This window comes from Halospeciosus flavus, assembly GCF_029814175.1.
GTDB lineage: Archaea > Halobacteriota > Halobacteria > Halobacteriales > Halobacteriaceae > Halospeciosus > Halospeciosus flavus.
On the sequence record NZ_CP122312.1, the window covers coordinates 2,065,920 to 2,086,913 of the forward strand.

The window sequence follows — 20,994 nt, forward strand, 5'->3', positions numbered from 1 at the left end:
ACGGCCGCCTCGCCACCCATCACTGCGTGACGATCGGTCGTCGGCGTGTGGACATCCACAGCCGATCAGTGCGAGTGTGCTTCATCGTCATCGTTCTACGACCCCCTGGCTGTGGACATCCACGGCCGGTCAGTGCGGGTCGAAGTAATGTCGTGAGAACACGGAGCCGATCGAGATCGTCGAATTTGGAACCCCGAATCTCGAGCTTTGAACCTGAGCTCGAACCCGACCTCAAAAAGCCGGGTCAGTATGCGACGACCGCCGACTCACTCACCGCGTTGGGCGACGCCGATACTGAAGTCCAGCGAGGAGAGACCGTAGACGAGCGCGACGAGCGCGAGGACGCCCAGGGGGAGCAGGATGTAGGGCGTGATCGCGAGGAACCCCCAGGCGAGATACAGGACCGCGGCGACCAGGAAGACGGTCACCGCGTAGTAGATTTGCGTGCGGACGTGGTCGATGTGGTCGGCGCCGGTGAACGTCGAGGAGAGGACGGTCGTGTCGCTGATGGGCGAACAGTGGTCACCGAAGATGGCGCCCGAGAAGACGGCCCCGATGACCGGCCCGAGGACGCTCATCCCGACGACGTTGACGCCCAGCGGGACGGCAATCGGCGTGAGGACGGCCATCGTCCCCCAGGAGGTGCCCGTCGTGAAGGAGATGAAGGCTGCGGTCACCGCGATGACGACCAACAGGAGGGCCGGCGAGACGAAGTCACCGGCCAGTTGGGTCACGTAGTCGCCGGTGCCGAGTTCGGTCGTGACGGTCCCGATGGTCCACGCGAGCACGAGGATGGTGCCCGCGGTCATCATGATCTTCATGCCGTCGACGAAGGTGGTCACCGTCTCGTCGAAGGTGAGGATCTCGTGGCGAAGCCCGTAGTAGGCCGCGGTCGCGACCATGCCGGCGCCACCCCAGACGAGCGAGAGGGCCCAGTTGGCGCTGCCCAGAATGCCGACGAGGTCGCCGCCACTCCGGCCGGTCCAGTAGACGCCGACCAGCGTGAGGGCGACGAGCATCACGATCGGCGCGATGAACACGCGAAGCATGGGTTTACTCGTCCGCGGCTCGCCAAGGTCGCCCTCGACGCTCTGCATCGGCTGTGCGTCGGGCCACATGACCTCGCCCGTCGAGAGGGTCCGCTCTTCGGCGGCCTTCATCTCGCCGAAGTCACGGCCGCTGATGACGATGATGCCGACCATGACGATGGCCAGCAGGCAGTAGAAGTTGAACGGAATCGACTGCAAGAAGACGACGAACGCGGAGGGGGCCGTCTCGGTGATGCCGGCGGCCTTGTAGCCCTCACGAATCATCGAGAGTTGGAACGCGATCCAATCGGAGAACATGAACGTCGCGACCGGTGCCGACGTCGAGTCGACGATATAGGAGAGTTTCTCGCGGCTGATGCCGAGGCTGTCCGTGACGTCTTGCATCGCCGTGCCGACGATGGCCGTGTTCGCGTAGTCGTTGAAGAAGACGGCCAGTCCGAGCAGCCATGCCACGATGCCGGCCTGGCGGCGATTTTGCAGGCGCGCGGCGGCATAATCCCGGACCGCAAGCGAGCCGCCGAGTTTCCACATGAAGCCGATCCCCGCACCGAGCAGGAAGATGAACAAGAGCAACGAGACGTGGAACGTCGTCGCGACCGACTCGATGATCCAGTGGAAGGTGATCCCCAGTCCGTGTCCACCGGTGTAGATGATGCCCCCAACCCAGGCGCCGATGAACAGCCCCGGGATCGCCCGTCTCGTGACGACCGCCGCAATGATTGCGACGAGTGGCGGTACGACCGATAGCGCGCCGAACGTAGCCATGCACGGTACTCCCGTGAGTTCAGCATTAACTCTTGGGATGACTGACCGGCCGTCGACCGGGAGGGCCACCGCGGCCCCTAGAGAAATATCTCGACTGGAGTCAGTTCACGACCGGCGCGCGAGCTGTGCGAGGAGGTCGTCGAGCCAATCCGGGATGTCTAGGTCGACGAGTTGGCCGTCGCGCCAACTCGTCACGATTTCGGACTCACCGGTCCGCGAGACGTCGAGTTGCCACCGGCGGCCGTCCGGGTGCTCGACGTCGAAGCGAGCGCCCCCATTGGAGAGGGGTTTGACGTGTTCGACGTCGACTTCGGTCCCGTCGTAAGTGGTCATTGACGGCATGATACTCTATAGAGGAGTCGAAGAATGGTGAAGGTTGCCCTCATTCTGAGAGGTATCTCAGAAGGATTGGCGTTCGATAGGGGGCGACACCTACTGAAGCCGATCTGCGATAATTTCGAGGGCCTCCCAGAGAACACCGACCGGCGCCGTCGCTGCAAGCGATACTTCGTCGTAGTCGTACTCGTCGGTTGGTGACGCCCGCTCCTGATAGTGAAGGTGGCCGTCGACGTGTGGATTCGGTTCGAGATGGACGCCGCAGTCGAATCCCGACGACTCGCTATAGTGGATTTTGAAGTTCGACGTGAGTGATGTCCGACGGCGGTCGTCGAGACTCGTCTCCGGTGGAAGGTGCGGATTCGGCTGCCACGTCACCCGTAATGACGCCGATTCACCATCGTGCCCGAACTGTGCTGGGTCGACGTCCGACTCAAGTTCGGCATACTGCCCGTCCGGGCTCCCCCACGCGGAGATGATGGCTGGATGGTGTTCGAGTTGCTCGCGTAGCGATCGCAGAATCCGGTGCCGTTTCTCGACGTCTTCCTGCGTCGACTCCCAACCGCCATCCGGCCGCTGTGGTTGGCGGTCGAACTCGCTATTGACGGGAGGCTGCTCACTACCGTCATCATCTTCGCCCGCGTCGGTCATGCAGAGGCCGGTGGACGTGCAGTATACGTCTCGTAGTGGTCGATCGCGTCCCGAAGTAGCGAGAGTTGGTACTTTGCGGACTCCCAATCTTCCGCGATACGCAGCCGCTCTTGGGCCTCCTCAACCGAGACGTCTTCCGTGACGGACGCCCGAAGCGACCGTGGTGACTCGATATCGTACTCCGCTTTCCAGGACTCGATATCTGCTTGGATGGCTGTTGCCTGTTCAGTGAGTTCGGCTTCAGAGTTCTCTGCGACGAGTTCCTGTATTGCAGTCAGACGTGTGTAGACCGGATCCGGATAGTACGTCTTGCCCCGTGCTGATTCGTCGGTAACGAGCACACCGAGGTCGACGAGACGTTCGAGATGATTCCGCGTCGTCGGCTCGGAGACATGTGCTTCATCGGCGATCCAGCCCGCTGTCCGCGGCTCCTCGAGCGACGACGCAACCGACCGCACTCGGTCAAATCCCGTCGTTGCGTCCTTCCACTGCGAGACATACGCCGGTTCGTCGTCCCCATTACGAGAGTCCGCCATATCCAACACCACGCTGTGGAGGAACATAATATTTCCCACAGGCAAAATAATCTATTCAACGTTGTCCCATGGCCGATCTCGAAGAACGGTGAAGGTTTCCCCGGCTTCTCGCAGTCCCCATAGTTCGTTGGCCGCCGAAGCGTCCGAATCGCGAAGGGGAGAGACTGGTCGAAGGGGCCATGTGCCTTTTCTGTTCGACCTATGTAATTTATTGCATACATGAACGAGGAGCCGTCGGCAGACGAGTCCTCACTGCCCCTTTCACGCCGGGAATTCGCACTCGGTGGTGGAGCGCTCGCACTCGGAGGAACGAGCGCATACATGGCGTTGTCCGGGTCCACGTCGAGTGAGCAGTCGTACATCGTCCGGCAGGGGAAACTCCGCTGGGAGGTCGACCCGCTCTCGTACAACGACGAGACGGTCGAGGCCTTCTACAACTACCAGTCGTCGTCGGGGACGGCGAACCCACCGGTGGATATCGTCAAGGAACCCGCGGCGTCGCAGATGTTCATCTACGAGGGGCCGGTCGGGTCCTCGCTGGTCTTCTTACACGGCAGTTCGCAGGCCGAGTCGGGCGGGACGGCCTTCTTCAAGCTCTCCGGGCTCTCGCGCTCGAAGGGCGAGTGGGCGGTTCGTGACGACACGATGGGGTTCGACGACGACTTCGAGAAGTGGGAGGGCGGCAACGCGAAGGTGAAGTGGGAGTGGAGCGCTGGCCACACTGATGGCGGTGCGTTCTGGGGTGTCGGCGACAGTAGCTCGACGATCAAGGTGACGCCGAAGACGCTTCGCGGCGTCGACGCCTGGCGCTTTCTCTCCGGGGAGCCGTCGAACACGCGTGGGTTCGAGCTTGCCGACCAGAAGCCGGTCTCGATCCGGCCCGCGGACGGGAAACGCCAGGTCAAACGGGCGAACATCAAGATCATGCCGGGGACCAACCCCAACGAGTTCGACCCCTACGCGAAAGACCGGATACTGGTCGCGATTCGGTCGCCGCCGAAAAATGCCGACGCGAGCGAGTGGGTGACGCCGAGCGACGTCGATCCCGGGAACTTCTCGGTGAACTTCGGCTCGCGGAGTTATCTCGCCGGCGGAAACGGGGCCTCCCCGCAGAAGTACTTCCGGAAAGACGGGACGCTCTTCCTCGAGTACAAGACGAAGACGGCGAACTTCACCCTCGACTCCGCCGACGGGTTCCTCGTCGGGAAGACGGGGTCTTACACGTGGTTCCGGGGCTCGGATACGGTCCAGCCGGGTGGGTTCAACAACGCCGAGACGGACGTCCCGCTGGTCGTCACGGACCTCAACGCGAATCCCGAGGGCGGGGACAAGGCGAATCTCGCAAAAGAGTACGTCGAGTTCAAAAACGACGGCCAGACAGCCCTCGACTTGACCGGTCACACCGTCGTGGACACGGAGGGCTGGGAGTTCCACCTCCCCGACGGCTTCACGCTGCAGGCCGGTGAGAAATTCCGGCTGCACACGGGCGATGGGCAGTGGGACGAAAACGACCTGTATTGGGACGTCACCCATCCCGTTTGGGACAACGACGGCGACACCATCACTGTCACGGACGAGTCCGGGACGACCGTCCTCCGACATCGCTATCCTGCACAGTAGCGGGGTCGATGGGTGTGATCGTCCCATGTCGAAGCGACCTCTCCCATGCCCGAACACACGGCGGCCGACTGTGACCATCGCGTCGACGAGGACGAGGAGTCGCCACGCAGTGGGGAGTCACGACGCGAGCGGCTGACGCCGGAGTGGTGGTGGGACTTCTCGACGACGTCGCTTCGTGAGCGCATCCCGACGCCGGCCCGCGACCGGTTTCCCGGCCCGGTCGAGTGGCACAGTGAGAATGCGTTCGCGGTCGATCGCTTGCTCGCGTCGGCGTTTATTCTCGTCTTCACAACCGGGTTGCTGGCGACCCTCGGGTATCTCGTGTCGATCCCGTTCCGGCTGCACCTCCTCGCCTTCGTGTATTTTGGGTTGTGGGTCCTCATCGGGATGTATGCGATCGCGACGGCGGCGTGGGCCTACGAGGCTTACCTCGGCTGGGAGTACGAGTCGCCGCACCTAGAGTACGGCCCCGAGGACGTCCAGGTCCGCATTCTCACGGTCGGCGCCGAAGAGGTCGTCCAGGAGACTGTCCGGACGCTCCCCGACGGACTCACCGATCGTCACGTCATCGCAGAAGAGCCCTTGGACATCGAGGGCGCGACTGTTCACGTCGTTCCTGATAGCTTCGAGTGTACAGCCTCGGACAAGGGCCGGGCACTCGAGTGGGCGCGTCGCGAGCTCCCGTGTGCGGCGGAGTTCATCCTCTTTCTCGACGAGGATACACTCGTCACGGCATTCGATGGGTTGCCCGACGCCGATATCGTCCAGTTCCGCGAATGGCCCATGTTTACCGGGTCGTATTTGACCTATTGGTCGGAGGTCCTCCGGATGGGCTACCAGACCGAGCAAGTGAGGTTCGCGACGATGGACATCCCGCTTTACGCGTGGGGTGGCGGGATTGCCGTCCGGAAGTCGGTCGAAGATCGGGTGACCTGGGACTTCGAGACGCTCGTCGAGGATACGGTCTTCGCGTGGAAGGCGGTCAAGACGGGCGCGGACTTCGAGATCGTGGACACGAAATTTCGGAATCAGGCGCCGCCGTCGATTCGGGCGATGTTCGAACAGCGTCGACGGTGGCTCACGGGCACGCTCCGTGATGAGGAGTATCTGCCCTTCTGGTTTCGTGGGTTGATGACGCTGCGGAACGTTTCGTGGGTATTCAGCCCGCTGACGACATCGCTCGTCTTGTTCACCGGAATGATCCCGTTGGCGATGCCCGGCCGAGCGCTCTTCCAGGTGCTCGCGTGGGGCATGTTCCTGTTCTCGCTGATCTGGGTGTGGCGTGGCTGGCGGTATTACGAAGGATTATCGCTGCGAACGCTGCCCGTGTTCCTCGTCTATCCGCTCGTCGTCGCGGTCCACTCGGCCGGCGCGGCGTGGGGATTTCTCTCGCCGCCGGAGTCCTTCGAGACGACCGAGAAAACGAACGAGGAAAGCTAGTTGTCGCGAATGCGCTGGCGGTGGTCAGTGGGTCGTCGAGAGGTACAGTTGGGGGGAAGTCGGGTCAGGTCAGGCGTCGTTCATCCGCTGGTGAGACTCCTCGCCACAGGCCCGGCACTCGGTGACGCGGTAAGGCTCACGCGAATAGGCGGCGTTCTCGGAGTCGTCGCTCTCCGTGAGGAGTTCGATCGACACCTCGTGTGCCGTCTCACGACCACAGTTGTCGCACGGTTCGACGATACCGTCAGAGTGGGGGGTTTTGCTCGCCATCGGAACCAATGAATACTCTCTCACGGAAGGGGTTCAAAACGTGGCCAAAGATGTTTGGCTCGCCGGTGTCGGATCGGACCATCGGGTGTGGCTGGCGGTCCTCGGCGCTAGACCTCCGGATACTCGAGGTCGTGAGAGTAGGTCGTGACGGGATCGGCATTGGACGGCACACAGTCAGGACAGTACGCGATGACCGCGTCGTCGACGTGATACTCGTTGACGTCGCTTTTCTCCCCACAATCGCGACACGTAGCCATGATCGTCCGTCAGTCGACGCCGCCAAGTGTTAGTTCTTTCCCATATTTGCTGGCGTGAGTGGGTGTCAAGAACTAGACCGCATCTGTGGGGCGATGGCGATCCGTTCGCGGCGGCGCATGTCGGAGGAGTGTACCATAGAATCCCCTGCCAGATTAAGGAACCACATCGGATATCGGACCGGGATTTATCGCGGTTGGTCGATAACTAGTGGCATACAGTCATGGACACAACCGAGTTCGGCGAGCAAATCGTGGCGCTGTTGCAGGACGAGGTTGGAGACCACTTACGCTCGGTCATCGGATATACGTCCGAGACGTACACGATTCACTACATCCGCAAGGACGTCGAGGACGCCTACAGCGAAGAGAATCTCGACCAGGTACTCGAGGAGCTCCGACTCGAGACACTCGAAAAGGAGTACCTCAACACGATCTTCCAGGAGATGCACGGCGACTTCGAGTATCGCCTCGATATGTTCGGCGACGCCGTGGAGATGAACTTCGTCGTCGCTGATGGAGAGGGTCTGGAAGTCGCGATCGATCGGGCGTATTTCGCCCAGGAAGATCGGCTGGCCAACAGTGTTCTAGAGCTCGTCGAGCGGTACCAAGGCGAGGAGTCGAGTTCGAGCGGGTAGCGTCGTGGCTGCAAAAATCCGTGCCGGACTGTCGATACTCGTCGAGTAGTTGGGTGGAGTCCTCGCCAGTCGACTGGCAGTAGTGGTCAGCGGTTTCTGAGTAGCGAGTACACGACGAGCAATCCGGCCAACAGGAGGATCGGGACCACAGAGAGCCCGACGTCGAAGCGATGGCCGAGGTTCCAGACGAGAATCGTCGTCTGGACCCAGGCGAACACGACGCCCAAGAACAGGACGGAGACATCCTTGCCACCAGGCGTGTTCGTCATGGACGCGGGTGCGTAGCGGACGAACAGAACGGTCGCGACGCCGAAGGCAAAGATGCCGAGCAGGCCGACCGGTTTCGAGACGTACGTGTCCGGGGTACCGCCGCTCCAGTGAATCGCGAGCCGTGCGGGAAGTTCCGGCCAGAGGACCAGCCCAGCGACTACAGGGAGCGCCATCAGCCCGATCGCGATGAGGTCGACCCGTCTCGACGTCTGCATGGCTCGACGGACGGGTCGTAGGTGTGTGAGTGTTGCTCTTCATGTACCCTGGCTCTTCGAAGTCCTCAGTGGCCGATAGGGTCTGTCGTGGATCGATGGAGACAGGAGAAGAATCGTCGTCCACATAGGGCAGGCACGAATCACTCTCGGATAATGAACGAGCAGAGTCAGCTGGCAGAAGAGCACGGTGTCAGTGGGACGCCGAAACGTGGCCTCGTGATGTCCACACTGGTCTTCTTCGCTGGCCTCACCACGATCGTCTTCTACGGTGCGGCTGGCCCCATCTTGGAGGAGCACCTCGCCCTCGCTGGTGTGCTTCACGGCCTCCTCTTGGCGTCACCACACCTCAGTAAAGCCGTCCTCAGAATCCCGTTTGGCGCGTGGGTGGACGAAGTCGGCGGCAAGAAACCGACCCTCATCCTCATGGCGTCGACGCTTATCGGGACTGCAGGGTTGGTCATTACCCTGTTCTTGACCTACCCGGAGAACTTCACGATGGAACTGTACCCGCTGTTAGTCCTCTTCGGACTGCTCGCGGGTGCTGGTGGGGCGACCTTCTCCACGGGGATTACGCAGACCTCGTATTGGTACCCAAGAGACAAGCAGGGCTTCGCACTCGGCGCGTTCGCTGGTGTTGGGAACATCGGTCCAGGAATGGTCGTCTACGTCCTGCCTGTCCTGATCGGCATTTGGGGCATGACGATGGCGTACTCAGTGTGGCTGGTCTTCCTCCTCGTCGTTGCCGCCATCTACGCCGTGTACGCCGTCGATCCGTACTACTTCCAGCTCCGCAAGCAAGGGAAAAGACCGGACGAAGCACAACAAACCGCCGACGAACTCGGCCAGGACATCTTCCCGTCCGGGGGGATGTGGGACTCGCTGCGAACCTCGGCGGAGAATCGTCGTACGTGGATTCTCGTGTTCCTCTATACGGTGTCTTTCGGCGGCGGATTCACGTCCCTGTCGGCGTGGTTCCCGACCTACTGGGAACAGTTCCACGAGCTGCCTCTCACCACGGCGGGCCTCTTAGCAGGTGTCTTCATCGTGTACGGCTCGCTTATCCGCGTTCCCGCCGGCAGTGTCAGCGACCGATTCGGTGGCGAAGAGGTCGCCATCGTGAGCTTCGCCGTGATGACCCTCGGTGGAGCGATCATGACGTTTGCCGCTGGCTTCTGGCCAGCGATTCTCGGGATGATGGTGCTGGGTACCGGCATGGGGTTCGCCAACGCCGCCGTCTTCGAGTTGGTCCCCAAGTTCGTTCCCGAAGCAGTCGGCGGTGCATCCGGCTGGATTAGCGGTATCGGCGGCGGCGGCACACTCGTCATCCTCCCCTTGATGGGGCTCTTCGTGGATCTCTACGGGAAAGTCGGGTACGCGCGCGGATTCGCCGTCTTCATCCTGCTCAGCCTGCTCTGCGTCATCGTTGCAACTGCCGTGTTGAATAGCGCCCTCTGAGCGGGGAAAGAGCTACCCCGGTTTTGGAGGGACTACGGAGACCGTCTCACAAGGCCACTTAGATCGAGAGTTGCTACGGAAGCACCGCTATTCAACAGAGCAGTTGCAACTGCGCTGAAATTCTTCGTCCCCGAACCGGAGGAATCCGCTGAGGGCGACGCACTCCACTGAGGTCGCCTCCCCGCTCGATTTTCTCACGGGGGAACTACACACGATCGTCGCCGTCGATACAGCGGCATAGCGCAGACCGCCATCGTGTGGCGGGAGTCAAGCGATAGGTAGGCAGTGGAAAAGGAAAACTACTCTTCAGGAGCGCGATGGACAGTCAAGACCGGAATTTCCGAGTGACGAACGATGTCCTCGGTCACGCTGCCCAGTAGCGCCCGTTTGACGCCAGTTCGCCCGTGTGTCCCGATGACGATGAGATCGAGACCCTGTTCTTCTGCATAGTTGAGGATATCGTCGTGTGGATTCCCGCGACGAACTGCGGCAGTCGTCTCGATATCCCGTTCTTCTGCTTGCTTGGCGATTTCGCCCGTCACCTCGTGTCCTTCCTCCTCCAGCGCTTCCAGAAGGCTATCCAGCCCACTGAATCCTTCACCAGCCCCGGACACGGAGACTGGCTGATCGACGATGAAGAGCACATGCAGCGTTGCATCGTGCTTTTCGGCAAGGTTGAGGGCCATCTCCACTGCTGGCTGAACCCCCTCACTACCGTCCGTCGGAATGAGTATTTCGTCGAACATCGGTGTGAGTGTCGTTATTAGCTGTTGACCGGGACGAGACATAATACTGGCCACGGGAGTTGTAGCGGTAGTTCACCTACAGATTCTCATAGGCCGAAGTTGGAATACCTGGGCGAATCAAGCGCGCACGCTTATCCGCCCAGGAGGTGTAGTTGCAAGTATGCCTGAAGAAGTGCTGTTCAAATCCGAGAGCGACCAGAGTCGAGCCCAAATCGCGTCCTTTCTTCGGACTGTCGCGGACAATCTCGACGAGGGGGCCTCGATTACCCTCAAAGCAGGCGATGACTCTGTGACGATGGACCCGCCGTCGAAGCCGACCTTCGAGGTGAAGGCCGAGCGGGAAGGCCCAACGGATGGTCCAAAAGAGCTGAGCATCGAGTTCGAACTCGAGTGGGACGAACGTGCAGAAGGCGAGTCCGGGAGCGGTGGGCAGTTGGAGATTGAATAGGCGCTATTGGGTCGACTTGTCGAGTGGGTCCTCGAGGTTCCCCATCACGGTTTCGAGGGCGTCTGTTGCGGTGAGAAGCCCGACAACCTTGCTGTCGCGGATCACGAGGGCGATTTCTTGGTCTTCGGCCTGGAACTGGTCGAAGGCGTCGCTGACGTTCGTATCGGCGGCGAGCGTCATCGGTGGCGCCGCAATCTCTTCGAACGACACGGTACCCTCCTTGAGCCCCTCGTAGTGGTCGATAATCGACGGTGCGTACACGATGCCGTGGAAGTCCGTGAGGCTCTCGCCGACGAGCGGGAAACGCGTGTGGGGACTATTCCGGATGCGGTCAAGGTTTTCCTCGACGGACGCCGAAACTGAGATCGAGACGATATCCTCGGCTGGGACCATGATTTCGCTAATCGCGAGTTCGTCGGCGTCGAGGGCGTTCATCACCTCTTCGTGGCGCTCCTCGGGGAGTTCGCCCCGCGAGAGAAGGGAGTCAAGGCGATTCCGGAGATCGGCTCGCGACTCGAGGACGTCTTCTTCGGTTTCGAGCCAGGCCCCGGTCATCTCGACGCCGAAGAGTTTCAGCGTCCCCTTCGCGACGGAGTCCCCGAGCGTGATCAGTGGGGAGATGAGCCAATTGAACCAGTAAAGGGGTGTTGCACCGTACCGGCAGACTGTCCGCGAGCGCTCGACACCGAGATAGGTCGGCGTCTGTTCGCCATGTGTGAGGTGGAGGAGATTGATGAGCCCGAACGCGAGGATGGCGCCCGCACCGATCGAGGCGAGTGCCGTGCCCGCGAAGTAGGGTTCGAACAGTGCGGCGAGTGCCGGCTCGGCGACGATCCCGACAGCGATACTTGACGCGGTAATCCCGACCTGGCACGTCGTCAGGTAGATTTCGAGGTCGTCGGTCATTTCCCACGCTCGCTCCAGGGCGGGGTTGTCGCCGACGAACTCCGACTCGCTGAACTGGCGGGCCCGCGTCAGCCCGAATTCGATCGCGACGAAAAAGCCATTCGTCAAGATCAGCGCCAAGCCAGCGATGAGCCGGAGGCTCACCTCCAAAGGAGTCATCACTGGCACGCTACCGGCGAACAGGGTATATATCCGGTGGGAGAATACTGGCCACACCAGCAATCGTCTGGGGTCTGGATATTCTTAGCTGTTCCACCCACGGTGGCGTGGAGTGTGGAATTCGCCTCATTCCCTCCTTCGAACCTGAGACATCCGACTGCTCTGTAGAGAAATCGTCGCTGTCGAAAAGCGAGGCGAGTCAGTGGCCTACTCGCGCCGCGAGAGGAACACGACTGCGAGGAGCGCCAGCGCGATAGCCCCGATACCGAAGCCGGGTGACTCGGTGCTCGTCGTCGCGGGAGTGTGGGCTGTCGTCGACGTCGTGGTCGGTTGCATTGAGCTCTCCGTCGTGGTCGTTACGGTGGTTTGTTGGGTCGACGCATTCCGGACGGCGAAGACCGAGAGGCCGGGCGACTCCGCATGTAAATAGAGCCAGGTATTCTAGTCTGAGCTATCAGTCCTACATTCCAGCTTCTAGGACGACGACCGTCCTATTGGCAAGCAACAAACTCACGTACGCGAGTGTGGGTGCCAGAAGCGAGTTCGACCGATCGTATGTGTAGGCGGCGATGCCGAGGACCGTGAGTTGCGTGGCCGCAAATAGGCCGCCAGCGATGGACTCAATCTGGCTCACACCTGAGAGAACGACAATCACAGCGAAGATGACGATCGGTGTGGCGGCGAGGTATCGTAGCCAGCGGCGTTCGGCTTTCTCGGCTCCAAGCAGTGCGACGCCAAGTAGTAGGACAAATACGATCAGACCGAGGAGCTTCCCTAACTCGGGGATTGTCGCGAGCCCACCAGTATTGCTGGTCATTACGAAGCCGGTCGTGAGTGTCGTCAGAACGATGGCCCCATCTGCACCGACGGCTTGGCAAAAGCTTCCCTGAATGAGTATCTGGCAGATCAAGACTAGAGTCGGGACGCCGACGAGGAGTCCCAGGCCCAGTATGGCCAATATCGGTCCTAGTGGTGGATTAGCGGCGACGGACGTCTTTGTGAGGGAGGTGTAGGGCACATTTGTGACGATGCCCACGAGTTTGGTGAGTCCAACGAGGACTAGAGGGGTCAGTACAGCTACTCCGATGATCGGCAGGTCCGATGTGGATAGGGGTTTCAGTCCGATCTCGAACTCTCGAAGCGAGGCATACGCGCCGACGAGCAGACCGATTCCGGACAGGAGTACTCCACCGTGGATTAGTCCGTAGACGATGATGCCGCCGAATGCACTTGGTGATCCGACGATAGCCAAAACTTCAGCGACGAGTTGTTGCCACACGTACACTCCAGTCAACAGGGCAGTAATGAGCGAGAATTCTCGTAGAAGTGGGTGCTCTGGGTTTCTAAGGGATCTGGAGAAATTCTGGAGAGGCACACTGCAGATAGTGACTCGCGTCACATGAACTATCGGAGAGAAACGCCACAGGATTTGCTCCGCGAGATGCTTGCTGGCCACACTCGACCCGTGACGGACTCGGTTTGTCTGAAACGTGTGTAGGAAAGTTCCCAGTTCTGACGTATTACTCGAAAGCAGCGTGGAGACTACCCGCTCGTCGGGAACGTTGTCGAGGCACTTTCGCTATTCTCGGTCGACGCCGGGACCCACTCGTTTGTGGCCTGCTCTTCGAGCAGGTCTTGGTCGCGAATGCTTGCGACGACATCGTCGACGTCTATCCCTTCGTAGTCTGTCTCACGGCGGAGAATCGCTCGCACGTAGGCTGTCTCGGCTGGCCATGCGTCGCGGTCGTCGAGAATTGTCTGGGCGACATCCGTGGCGATCCTCGCAATGTCTGGACCATCTTGGTCGGAGGTCGAGTGTGCATTCTCGGCGTCGCGAGGCTGCCAGTCAGGAGGGGTCCATCCCTGATCGACTTTTTCGAGAATTCCGTATTCGCGGATTCGCTCGCCGATGTCGTCGACCCACCGCCCTGTGTCGGCGGCCGAGGTGATTGCGTCCTCCAGTTGTGACGTCGAGACTGGGAACGGTTCCTCAGTAGTCTCGGAGTCGACACGAAGGCGGTCGGGTATCTCGGCGGCGAGTTCGTCCTTCAACCACTCCTTGTAGGCGCTCCGGACCGACTGGTCGTAGGCGTCGAGAATCTCCTGGTAGGTGGCACTCGTGTTCGCGGCGTGTGTGCGAACGCGCCCGAAGAATTCCTCCTGGGAGCGGTACCACACGTCGACGTCGCCCCGTGGATCCGCGAAGAGTTCCCCACGCTTCTGGAGGCGTTCTTTGTAGTCCGCTTGCGTGCGGCCACCGACCGAGATTGCCTCTTCGATGGCGGTCTCGAGTTCCTGCATCGAGAGCGCAGCGTCGAACTCGCGGTCGAGATAGTCGACGAGGATATCGGTCTTCTCGGGCTGAGTCAGGCTGTGAAGGGACTTCCTCGACGCCGAAGATGTGGACGTGGTGTGTGCGTGTGTGGAGTCATCCTGGAGAAGGGCGAGGACCTCCTCGAGTTTCTCCTGATTCTCGCGGACGATGTCCTCCGTGCGAGCAGCACGGTCGGCGTCCATGTACTCAATCATGGCCCGCTGAAGCTCCTTACCGAGATTCCCGTAGGTTGTTCCGTGGACTTCTTTGACGAATTCTCGGAAGGCTTCAACTACCCAATCGTCGACGTTCCACGAAACTTCAGCCATTCAACACCACCCCGCATCCCACAAATCTCCCGAAAAGTGAGATTCTGCATCGGTGCGATGTGCTAATTCTCCCAGTTTAGGAGTTTTCAAAGGAGGGGCTACAACACAAGAACAGTCTACACACAGGTGTGTCTGAATAGAACCTACGATAGAGGCGTTTTTAGTCCTGTTTCTGATTGAGAGGATTTTCTGGAGAGATCTCTCTATCGGAGTGGTTGGACACACACGCATGCGACAGGTGTGAGCGGAATCCTCTTTGCAGTCCTGTTCCTCTCTTCGCACGGGCTGAATCTCGATGTTATCCATTGGATTTCGTTCAGCCCACCCGGCGTCCGTGTCGTCAGCACGGGCGCCATTCCTGACGCTCGCCGGATGGTCTTAGCTCATTTACGCACTATCGCGCGGATCGTCGACTAGCTCATAGACTCCGGTCTCGCGGAGGTTTCGCACATGGCCGTGTTCCTGCAGTCGGCTGAGACGCGAAGAGATATACTGACGAGAAACCTCTCTGATTTCCCGCTCTGCAAGTTCCTCACGGAGTAGAGTTGGAGTTGCGCGCCCCTCTGCCAATAAGTCCAGTATTGCTTCATCCAGGTCGTTCAACTGGGACGGATTAAGAGCCATACCCGACTGGTTTCTCACGGCCATTAACAACAGTATCGACCATCCGCACCTATAAAATATTGACGACAGAAATTGACGACAGAAACTTCATGGGCCGATAGGACATACTACTGAGTGAGAACTCACTGCGCCGAGGAGGAAATCGGCCGGTGTTACAGCACCGACCGTGGGTTCTCGTGGAGCTCGAACCCAATGGCTACTATAGTAGTCGTTAGAACTTTCCGCACGGATACTGTGATAGTACGTAATGGACCACCTTGACGAGATCTCTGTCGAAGAACTCCAAGAGGCTCTTGACAACGTGGACGGGAAGAAGCCGACAAAACGGCTGTTAGCGGCGATTGCGTACAAAAACGGTGTCACGCAGACCGAGCTAGCTGAATGGCATGATACCGGTCGTCGAACGATCTACAGCTGGCTCAAGCGACTCGACACCGACGAGTCGCTTGAGCACGCCGTTACTGATGATAAACGAACTGGGAGAAAGCGGAAACTCTCAGAACCACAGCAACAAAAGTTCGAAGACGCAGTCCACGATCCTCCCGAGGAGGTTGGGATCGACGCGCCGGCGTGGACGCCGGCGCTCGCCCAAGAATTTCTCGCGGACACCTTCGACGTTGAGTACTCAATCCCCAGCTGCCGGCGGCTGTTGAAAGAAGCGGGATTGAGCTATCAAAAACCACGCCGGACAGCCGCCGAAGCCGACGAAGACGAGCAAGAGGAGTTCCACGAAGAGCTCAAAAAAAGCGGCGGGAAATGGACGCCACCGTAGTCTGTATCGATCAAACCAAGAAATCCGTGCAAGTTGAGCCGCGTGCCGCGTGGTTTCCGCGCGGCACGCGGCCCTCCGTTGAACTCTCTGGACAACGCGAGTGGACGTGTTTGCTCGGTGCGATCACCGAAAACGGTGATCGCTTCTTCTCCCGATTTACCGAGTACGTCACGGCCGAACACGCGAAACATTTCATTTTAGCGTTATACGAAGAATTTGAGAAAGACTTGCTCATCGTCCTCGATGGAGCGTCGTATTTCCAGTCGGCCGTCACGGACCTCGCGGACCGTGACGGCCTTGATTTCGTGACGTTACCATCGTACTCACCGGAGCTAAACCCTGTCGAGGAGTGCTGGAGACAGATCCAAGCATCTCTGAGCAACTGCTTCTTTGACTCACTTGACGAGCTTACAACCGCGATCGATACCGCTCTTGACCAACTCTCTATCCCAAAAGTGAGCAACTATTTCTAATCGGTACTATAACACGCAAACAGCGGATAACGATTCCGCCTCGACAGACGAATCACCCAGCACCCAACCCGTCCCACAGTCGTGGGTCAAATACGGGAATACTGACTACCCAGAGACGTCGACGCCATTTTTCGCGACGACGATCACCCACGTTCCTTCACTCCCATCCGGCGAGCCCCTCGAGAGTGACCGCTACGAACGAGCGGGAAAGCTTCGAGTTCGGTTCGTGAATCTCGAACGCGACGTCGCGCTTCCCGTCGTCGAAGACGCGGTCCGTGATACCCATACTGGGACCATCTCCCCGCGAGTGATCTACGACCACGGCGTCGAAGCGTGGGATGCGGTCCTCACTGGCGAGTGGACCACACGGGATGGGTCGACGCCGACCGAACTTGACCGAGAAGTCCTCGCAACGGTGTGGGACGATGTCGCCGGTGATGTCGGCGAGATGGTGGGTCAAGAATGACGGGCACCGACCAGATCGTGTTCGCGTATACACCCGAGACGGGGCCACGACGGCGTGTCCGCGTCACGTCGTGCACCTCGGGTCGTGGCGCGTACTGGCGCATTGAGGAAGTGCTGAGTGGCTGTGGGTGGCGGGAGACCGGTCGGGAAGTTGTGGACGACATCGAGATATCCGTCTCGTCGGTGTCGACTGTGACCGGACCCTAAGGTACAGCCGGGACTCCAAGTCGAAAATCCCGATTCGGGAGATTGTCCGGTTGGGGCCGATAACTCATTTCAACGCCGTGTGAAGATTTATAACGTATGACAATATAGTAATAGTTGCACAGGGGCAAGAGATGGTAAACCCATCAGAATCCGCAAAATGACATGGGAAGCATCTTGCAGGATTCGCCCCTGTGCTATCCAACGATCATGAGTCGTGACGCTAGCCTCAAAGTCCCAGCTGAATAGCGTACTACAGATCATCGGGAGCCCTTCCGTGATTGACATTCTCCTCCGCCTAGAGTGATCACCGCAACTTCTGAATACTGACCATCGTCGAAGCAATGGAGCGCTCCATTCACAGAAACCGCTCGACAGCGCCGATATAGCTTCAAGTAGTGAGGCAGACCACTCAAGGGCCAGACATCCGTCTCGCCTTCGATAATCTTAGGGCTTGATTTCGAGGGAGTTCACTTTGACCAGCTTTTCAACTGTTGGTTCGAATAGCTTTCAGTCTGGGAATACTCGAGAGGAATGAAAGACGCCCCAACACGCTACTACAGTCTGTCGTATTTAATGACAATCCCCCGCGCCACCGTCCCCAGGACCGTTGACAGCACTATGTACAAGTTTTATATCCTCTAAACTTTCAGATAGAGATTATGAGCAGTAAGGAACACGTATTCAAGATATACCTACTTGTCTACATTATACTCGGAGTTACGATTGGCCTGTTTGGACATCTCAGTGCCAAATGGGCGCAGTATACCTACATTACTGCCGCAAGTGGACCGACAGTCGAAACAATGGGCCCAATATTAGTTGGGCTGGTCATCTTTCAGAATATAGCGGTCTCGTTTTTAATAGGGATAGTATTGGCTTTCCTTGTCGGAATCATATTAGGATCAAATCTGGAAACATCTCTAGCAAAGATATTTGTTCCAATATTAGGTGGCTTCTTTGGAACACTCATACTTGGCTTGTTCTCAATACTTATACCACTAGTACTCTCAGATCCTTCACAAATCTTCTCTATTGTATCGGTTATAACGCCGTGGTTTACTGCAGCTGTCCTATCTGGGATTACTGGCGGACTCGGTGGATATATCGTTAGTGGATTCTCCTGAGCCGGACTAGCTGCCTTCAACTGAGAACAGCCATATTGAACGACCTGTCGTCCTTTACATCAAGTGCATCTGTGACTTCTCCCACAACGTCAGTTGTTGATAGATGACTGGTCAATGTATTTATTTTCCCACTTTCGTCGAACCTCGATCTCACGCCGTCCTCGACGACTCAGTGTGTAGGAATTTGTTCGTTCGTCGATTTTACACTAGTTCAAGGAGAAAGCCCACGACTTCAGTCGTGGGATGAATCCGATAGAGTCTTGGTATACTGCCGCATACATTCTGTAGGGATCCTGTCCCAACATGGGAAGGGATACCGAGGTGGAAGGAAGCACTAGTACGCACGGAACCGAGGCCGCTCTCTCCACCGGGGGCCGTTCTGGCACGGCCCTGAACGCAGGTCTCTCCCGGACTGTGAATGGAGAGGACCTACGAACCTCCCTGGTCGTGGGCCCCGTCTGTGACGGAGAAACCCCACGACTTCAGTCGTGGGAGGATGTCAGGTAGAGCAAATCTCTCTGAAATCCAGTTAGATCGTACATATGGGCTCTCTGTATTGATGAGTATTTATTGTTTCCTTCTAAAGAAATGCCGAGAGTCCCACAGGTCACTTGACCCGTAGTCGAGAGGTTTGGGAGCACAATCCTGGCTTGGCCCCGAGGAGAATTCACATCAACAGATTTCAGATCCGAGTTCGAGGAGAAAAACCTCCGACGTCAGCCGTCGGAGGATGTCAGCTTAACTGAGCCACGTATATTGAAGTACATCTTCAGATTCACTGTGTCGTTCGTTCCATGCAGTCATCGAGGGTGAGATTGTAATCAACGACCGCCCGGCTTGGAGGAGGTATCCATAGATTACGTCCCCCTCAATATCCGGTCTTGCCTCATCGCCATTCACAATCGGGGAGACACTATCTTTCTCTCGGATAACCCCCCCGTTATCATTGAAAACCATCCCAATGTCTTCTTGATACCCAAGGTATCCCGTATCATCGTCGAGCGAATTCAACTTCTGGAAATAATATATCTGTTGCCACTTTCGTGTGCCGAATTTCTGTTCACCCTCTTGTGTTACGGTTTCTTCCTTGAGTGTGCTTAGTGCCTTCTCGGCGGCTGCCTTCGTTTTGAACTGTTGAATATGGGCTAGACGAGCGGGCACGTTGTAGCCAGACTTCGAATATCCTGGATGGATTGAGATGTATGCCTCCCGATCCCGATTAGCTACGACGGAAACACCTTCGAAGATAGTATTCAACTCCTTAAAGAAATTGGATTTTTGATACTCTGACTCAAGCGGGAGAGGTGCTGCCCGATGTCTCCATGCAGTTTTCGGGCGTTCCGAGGGGGGTATTTTTGCTGTTGTCACATAGCTATTCTCTGGATATCCGACAATAAATGAGAGTGGCCGGGAGGGATCATATGCGTCGGAAACCAGTAAATCGAACAGCCGATCATGATTCGGTGATTCTGAAAACTTCTCCTCAATAGTTGCATCGAGACTAAGTTTATCAAGATAGACCATTAGACTACCCAGCTCTTGGTCAACTCGATCTAGGTCACCACGGTTTGAGAAGGTGACAATTGTAGAAACGTGGGAGTCAAGCCGCTGGATGATTCCATTCGTAGAGGCAAAATGAGGACCCAGTGTTTGTTGGGTGAATCGTGTTATGTTATGGATTGTACTGATAAGGCGATCAAGATGTGTTTGAGATAATTTGGGTTGCCGACGAAGACTAGCAACTGTATCACGAGCGCGCCCAACCTGAGACTTAAATCGGATGATTTCCGTATCGTACGACTTCGCAAACCACTCGATCTCAGAAACAACCGCCTCAGTTGATTTGGCCAGCTACTTATACGACGTTTTGTCCTTGCTTTTGCTCTCTTCTGGCACCACCTCTTCGTTATACTGCTGATTCGTGGCTGTCGCAACCTCACTGTTTCCAGTGAGATCAGTGCTATCTTCAGGATACGAGATTCCAGACCCTGTGCAGCCAGCTAAACCAACAGCTGAGCCCAAAGCACTCACTTTGAGGAACTGCCTCCGAGAGCTATCCATAGGATACGATTTATGTCAAAATCACTTAAGTCCTTGGTAGGAAGAGATACGCAGACAAGCTGTCAGTCAGGCGTTGTTGATGTAGCCTTGTATTTGATTTTCGCATCTTTGATTGCATCAGGCCATCCAGTAAATTGGTCCATTCCATAGGCAGTCGTACGTGAGGGGGCCCATTGGGGGTACAGATCTGGATATTCAGCAGAAGTTGGCCACGAGCCGGATTCCTCATATATTTCAATGAGTGCGGAGAGAAACTGGGAATACGTCGAATCAAGAGTCTTATCACGTGATGAAGTCTCAATATTCGCCTGGCGAAGGAGCGTATTCCAACCATCGACACTCTGATGAATGTAGATACTTGAAGGAATGACGTCGTCCTTCTGACGACGATATTGCTCGTATTTCGTTGTCGTGAGTGGTTCGCCCATCTCTAAAGCCGCATCTTGGAGAACATTGATAATGTCATCAGTATCCCACTCAGAGGGGTCAATTCGTGGAGTTCCAGGGCGACGGACTCCAGCAGCTTCAAATCCAGCGGCTTCAACTGCATCTGGCCAACTCTCGAAGTGCTTGCAAATCACCTTTGTCGATGGAGTCCCATTTTCACTCGCCCACGTTGAGTATGCATCCGAAGCAAGTAATTCACTATCTACGTCATCCGCGTACTGCTGCAGTGCTTCAATGCAGTCAGCTGCCGTCCACTTTGGGGATCCCTTTTCGTACCCAGCCATTAGTTCCCGTTAAGCCCTCTTGAGCGATCACAGCTTAAAAGCCGCGGGATTCAAACTGGATCGGGATTGGAATGCGTTGCTGAACGTGCTCTCTCGTGGCCTCAACGAACTAGGGGTAGTTCACTCTGAAGGAAAG

The 20,994-nt window shown here is 57.7% G+C and carries 22 protein-coding genes; 8 read left to right on the forward strand and 14 right to left on the reverse strand.

Going from position 1 to position 20,994, the window contains the following annotated elements; translation table 11 throughout:
- Positions 1 to 266: 266 nt before the first annotated feature.
- The 4 genes from P0Y33_RS10890 to P0Y33_RS10905 form a co-directional block, all read right to left on the reverse strand.
- Positions 267 to 1,814, reverse strand: a complete 1,548-nt coding sequence (locus tag P0Y33_RS10890) for a Na+/H+ antiporter NhaC family protein (protein WP_279527433.1) — start codon at positions 1,812 to 1,814, stop codon at positions 267 to 269.
- Positions 1,815 to 1,919: 105 nt separating this feature from the next.
- Positions 1,920 to 2,147, reverse strand: a complete 228-nt coding sequence (locus P0Y33_RS10895) for a hypothetical protein (protein WP_279527434.1) — start codon at positions 2,145 to 2,147, stop codon at positions 1,920 to 1,922.
- 99 nt (positions 2,148 to 2,246) lie between these two features.
- Positions 2,247 to 2,801, reverse strand: coding sequence for a hypothetical protein (locus tag P0Y33_RS10900; RefSeq protein ID WP_279527435.1), 555 nt, complete (start codon positions 2,799 to 2,801; stop codon positions 2,247 to 2,249).
- Positions 2,798 to 3,364, reverse strand: a complete 567-nt coding sequence (locus tag P0Y33_RS10905; RefSeq protein ID WP_279527436.1) for a winged helix-turn-helix domain-containing protein — start codon at positions 3,362 to 3,364, stop codon at positions 2,798 to 2,800. Before P0Y33_RS10905 ends, P0Y33_RS10900 begins: the two co-directional genes overlap by 4 nt.
- A 294-nt stretch (positions 3,365 to 3,658) precedes the next feature.
- Between P0Y33_RS10905 and P0Y33_RS10910 the strand changes: the two genes are divergently transcribed.
- A complete protein-coding gene (locus P0Y33_RS10910) occupies positions 3,659 to 4,957 on the forward strand; it encodes a lamin tail domain-containing protein (RefSeq protein WP_279527437.1) in 1,299 nt (432 codons plus the stop codon).
- A gap of 45 nt (positions 4,958 to 5,002) precedes the next feature.
- Entirely contained in the window at positions 5,003 to 6,397 is a 1,395-nt protein-coding gene (locus tag P0Y33_RS10915; protein WP_279527438.1) for a glycosyltransferase, read from the forward strand.
- A 69-nt stretch (positions 6,398 to 6,466) separates the two neighbouring features.
- On the opposite strand, the gene P0Y33_RS10920 is transcribed toward P0Y33_RS10915, so the two are convergent.
- Positions 6,467 to 6,667, reverse strand: coding sequence for a DUF7835 family putative zinc beta-ribbon protein (locus P0Y33_RS10920; RefSeq protein ID WP_279527439.1), 201 nt, complete (start codon positions 6,665 to 6,667; stop codon positions 6,467 to 6,469).
- Between the two features lie 478 nt (positions 6,668 to 7,145).
- Here P0Y33_RS10920 and P0Y33_RS10925 point away from each other — a divergent pair, with 478 nt between their 5' ends.
- The gene (locus P0Y33_RS10925) at positions 7,146 to 7,559 is read left to right on the forward strand and encodes a DUF7522 family protein (protein WP_279527440.1); all 414 of its coding nucleotides are present in this window, start codon (positions 7,146 to 7,148) and stop codon (positions 7,557 to 7,559) included.
- Positions 7,560 to 7,645: 86 nt separating this feature from the next.
- Here the strand turns inward: P0Y33_RS10925 and P0Y33_RS10930 are convergent, their stop codons facing one another.
- Positions 7,646 to 8,044, reverse strand: a complete 399-nt coding sequence (locus tag P0Y33_RS10930) for a DUF1648 domain-containing protein (RefSeq protein WP_279527441.1) — start codon at positions 8,042 to 8,044, stop codon at positions 7,646 to 7,648.
- 153 nt (positions 8,045 to 8,197) lie between these two features.
- Between P0Y33_RS10930 and P0Y33_RS10935 the strand changes: the two genes are divergently transcribed.
- Positions 8,198 to 9,499, forward strand: a complete 1,302-nt coding sequence (locus tag P0Y33_RS10935; protein WP_279527442.1) for an MFS transporter — start codon at positions 8,198 to 8,200, stop codon at positions 9,497 to 9,499.
- 299 nt (positions 9,500 to 9,798) lie between these two features.
- On the opposite strand, the gene P0Y33_RS10940 is transcribed toward P0Y33_RS10935, so the two are convergent.
- Positions 9,799 to 10,245, reverse strand: coding sequence for a universal stress protein (locus P0Y33_RS10940; RefSeq protein ID WP_279527443.1), 447 nt, complete (start codon positions 10,243 to 10,245; stop codon positions 9,799 to 9,801).
- A gap of 160 nt (positions 10,246 to 10,405) precedes the next feature.
- Here P0Y33_RS10940 and P0Y33_RS10945 point away from each other — a divergent pair, with 160 nt between their 5' ends.
- Complete coding sequence (locus tag P0Y33_RS10945; RefSeq protein ID WP_279527444.1) at positions 10,406 to 10,693, forward strand: amphi-Trp domain-containing protein; 288 nt, start codon at positions 10,406 to 10,408, stop codon at positions 10,691 to 10,693.
- Positions 10,694 to 10,696: 3 nt separating this feature from the next.
- Here P0Y33_RS10945 and P0Y33_RS10950 read toward each other — a convergent pair whose 3' ends face one another.
- From P0Y33_RS10950 to P0Y33_RS10965, 4 genes are all read right to left on the reverse strand, one after another.
- Positions 10,697 to 11,758 carry a CNNM domain-containing protein gene (locus P0Y33_RS10950; RefSeq protein WP_279527445.1) on the reverse strand — a complete coding sequence of 354 codons (1,062 nt, stop codon included), beginning with the start codon at positions 11,756 to 11,758 and terminating at the stop codon, positions 10,697 to 10,699.
- Between the two features lie 207 nt (positions 11,759 to 11,965).
- Positions 11,966 to 12,094: a hypothetical protein gene (locus P0Y33_RS10955; RefSeq protein ID WP_279527446.1), complete on the reverse strand. Its 129-nt coding sequence runs from the start codon at positions 12,092 to 12,094 to the stop codon at positions 11,966 to 11,968.
- A gap of 124 nt (positions 12,095 to 12,218) precedes the next feature.
- Positions 12,219 to 13,133, reverse strand: coding sequence for a hypothetical protein (locus P0Y33_RS10960; RefSeq protein ID WP_279527447.1), 915 nt, complete (start codon positions 13,131 to 13,133; stop codon positions 12,219 to 12,221).
- Positions 13,134 to 13,300: 167 nt separating this feature from the next.
- Positions 13,301 to 14,401: a hypothetical protein gene (locus P0Y33_RS10965; RefSeq protein ID WP_279527448.1), complete on the reverse strand. Its 1,101-nt coding sequence runs from the start codon at positions 14,399 to 14,401 to the stop codon at positions 13,301 to 13,303.
- 871 nt (positions 14,402 to 15,272) lie between these two features.
- Between P0Y33_RS10965 and P0Y33_RS10970 the strand changes: the two genes are divergently transcribed.
- The 3 genes from P0Y33_RS10970 (at position 15,273) to P0Y33_RS10980 (ending at position 18,066) form a co-directional block, all read left to right on the forward strand.
- Positions 15,273 to 16,270, forward strand: a protein-coding gene (locus P0Y33_RS10970) for an IS630 family transposase (RefSeq protein ID WP_279527449.1) whose coding sequence is annotated in 2 segments (ribosomal slippage) — positions 15,273 to 15,765 and positions 15,765 to 16,270 — 999 coding nt in all. Because the reading frame shifts where the segments join, the coding sequence is not laid out codon by codon here.
- 226 nt (positions 16,271 to 16,496) lie between these two features.
- The gene (locus P0Y33_RS10975) at positions 16,497 to 16,736 is read left to right on the forward strand and encodes a hypothetical protein (protein ID WP_279527450.1); all 240 of its coding nucleotides are present in this window, start codon (positions 16,497 to 16,499) and stop codon (positions 16,734 to 16,736) included.
- Between the two features lie 865 nt (positions 16,737 to 17,601).
- Positions 17,602 to 18,066 (forward strand): hypothetical protein, encoded by a 465-nt coding sequence (locus tag P0Y33_RS10980; protein ID WP_279527451.1) that lies wholly within the window; start codon positions 17,602 to 17,604, stop codon positions 18,064 to 18,066.
- Positions 18,067 to 18,804: 738 nt separating this feature from the next.
- On the opposite strand, the gene P0Y33_RS10985 is transcribed toward P0Y33_RS10980, so the two are convergent.
- The 3 genes from P0Y33_RS10985 to P0Y33_RS10990 form a co-directional block, all read right to left on the reverse strand.
- A complete protein-coding gene (locus tag P0Y33_RS10985; protein WP_279527452.1) occupies positions 18,805 to 19,590 on the reverse strand; it encodes a hypothetical protein in 786 nt (261 codons plus the stop codon).
- A gap of 327 nt (positions 19,591 to 19,917) precedes the next feature.
- Positions 19,918 to 20,127, reverse strand: coding sequence for a twin-arginine translocation signal domain-containing protein (locus tag P0Y33_RS19125; RefSeq protein WP_382268493.1), 210 nt, complete (start codon positions 20,125 to 20,127; stop codon positions 19,918 to 19,920).
- A gap of 62 nt (positions 20,128 to 20,189) precedes the next feature.
- Positions 20,190 to 20,858 (reverse strand): homing endonuclease associated repeat-containing protein, encoded by a 669-nt coding sequence (locus P0Y33_RS10990; protein ID WP_279527453.1) that lies wholly within the window; start codon positions 20,856 to 20,858, stop codon positions 20,190 to 20,192.
- Positions 20,859 to 20,994: the final 136 nt, after the last annotated feature.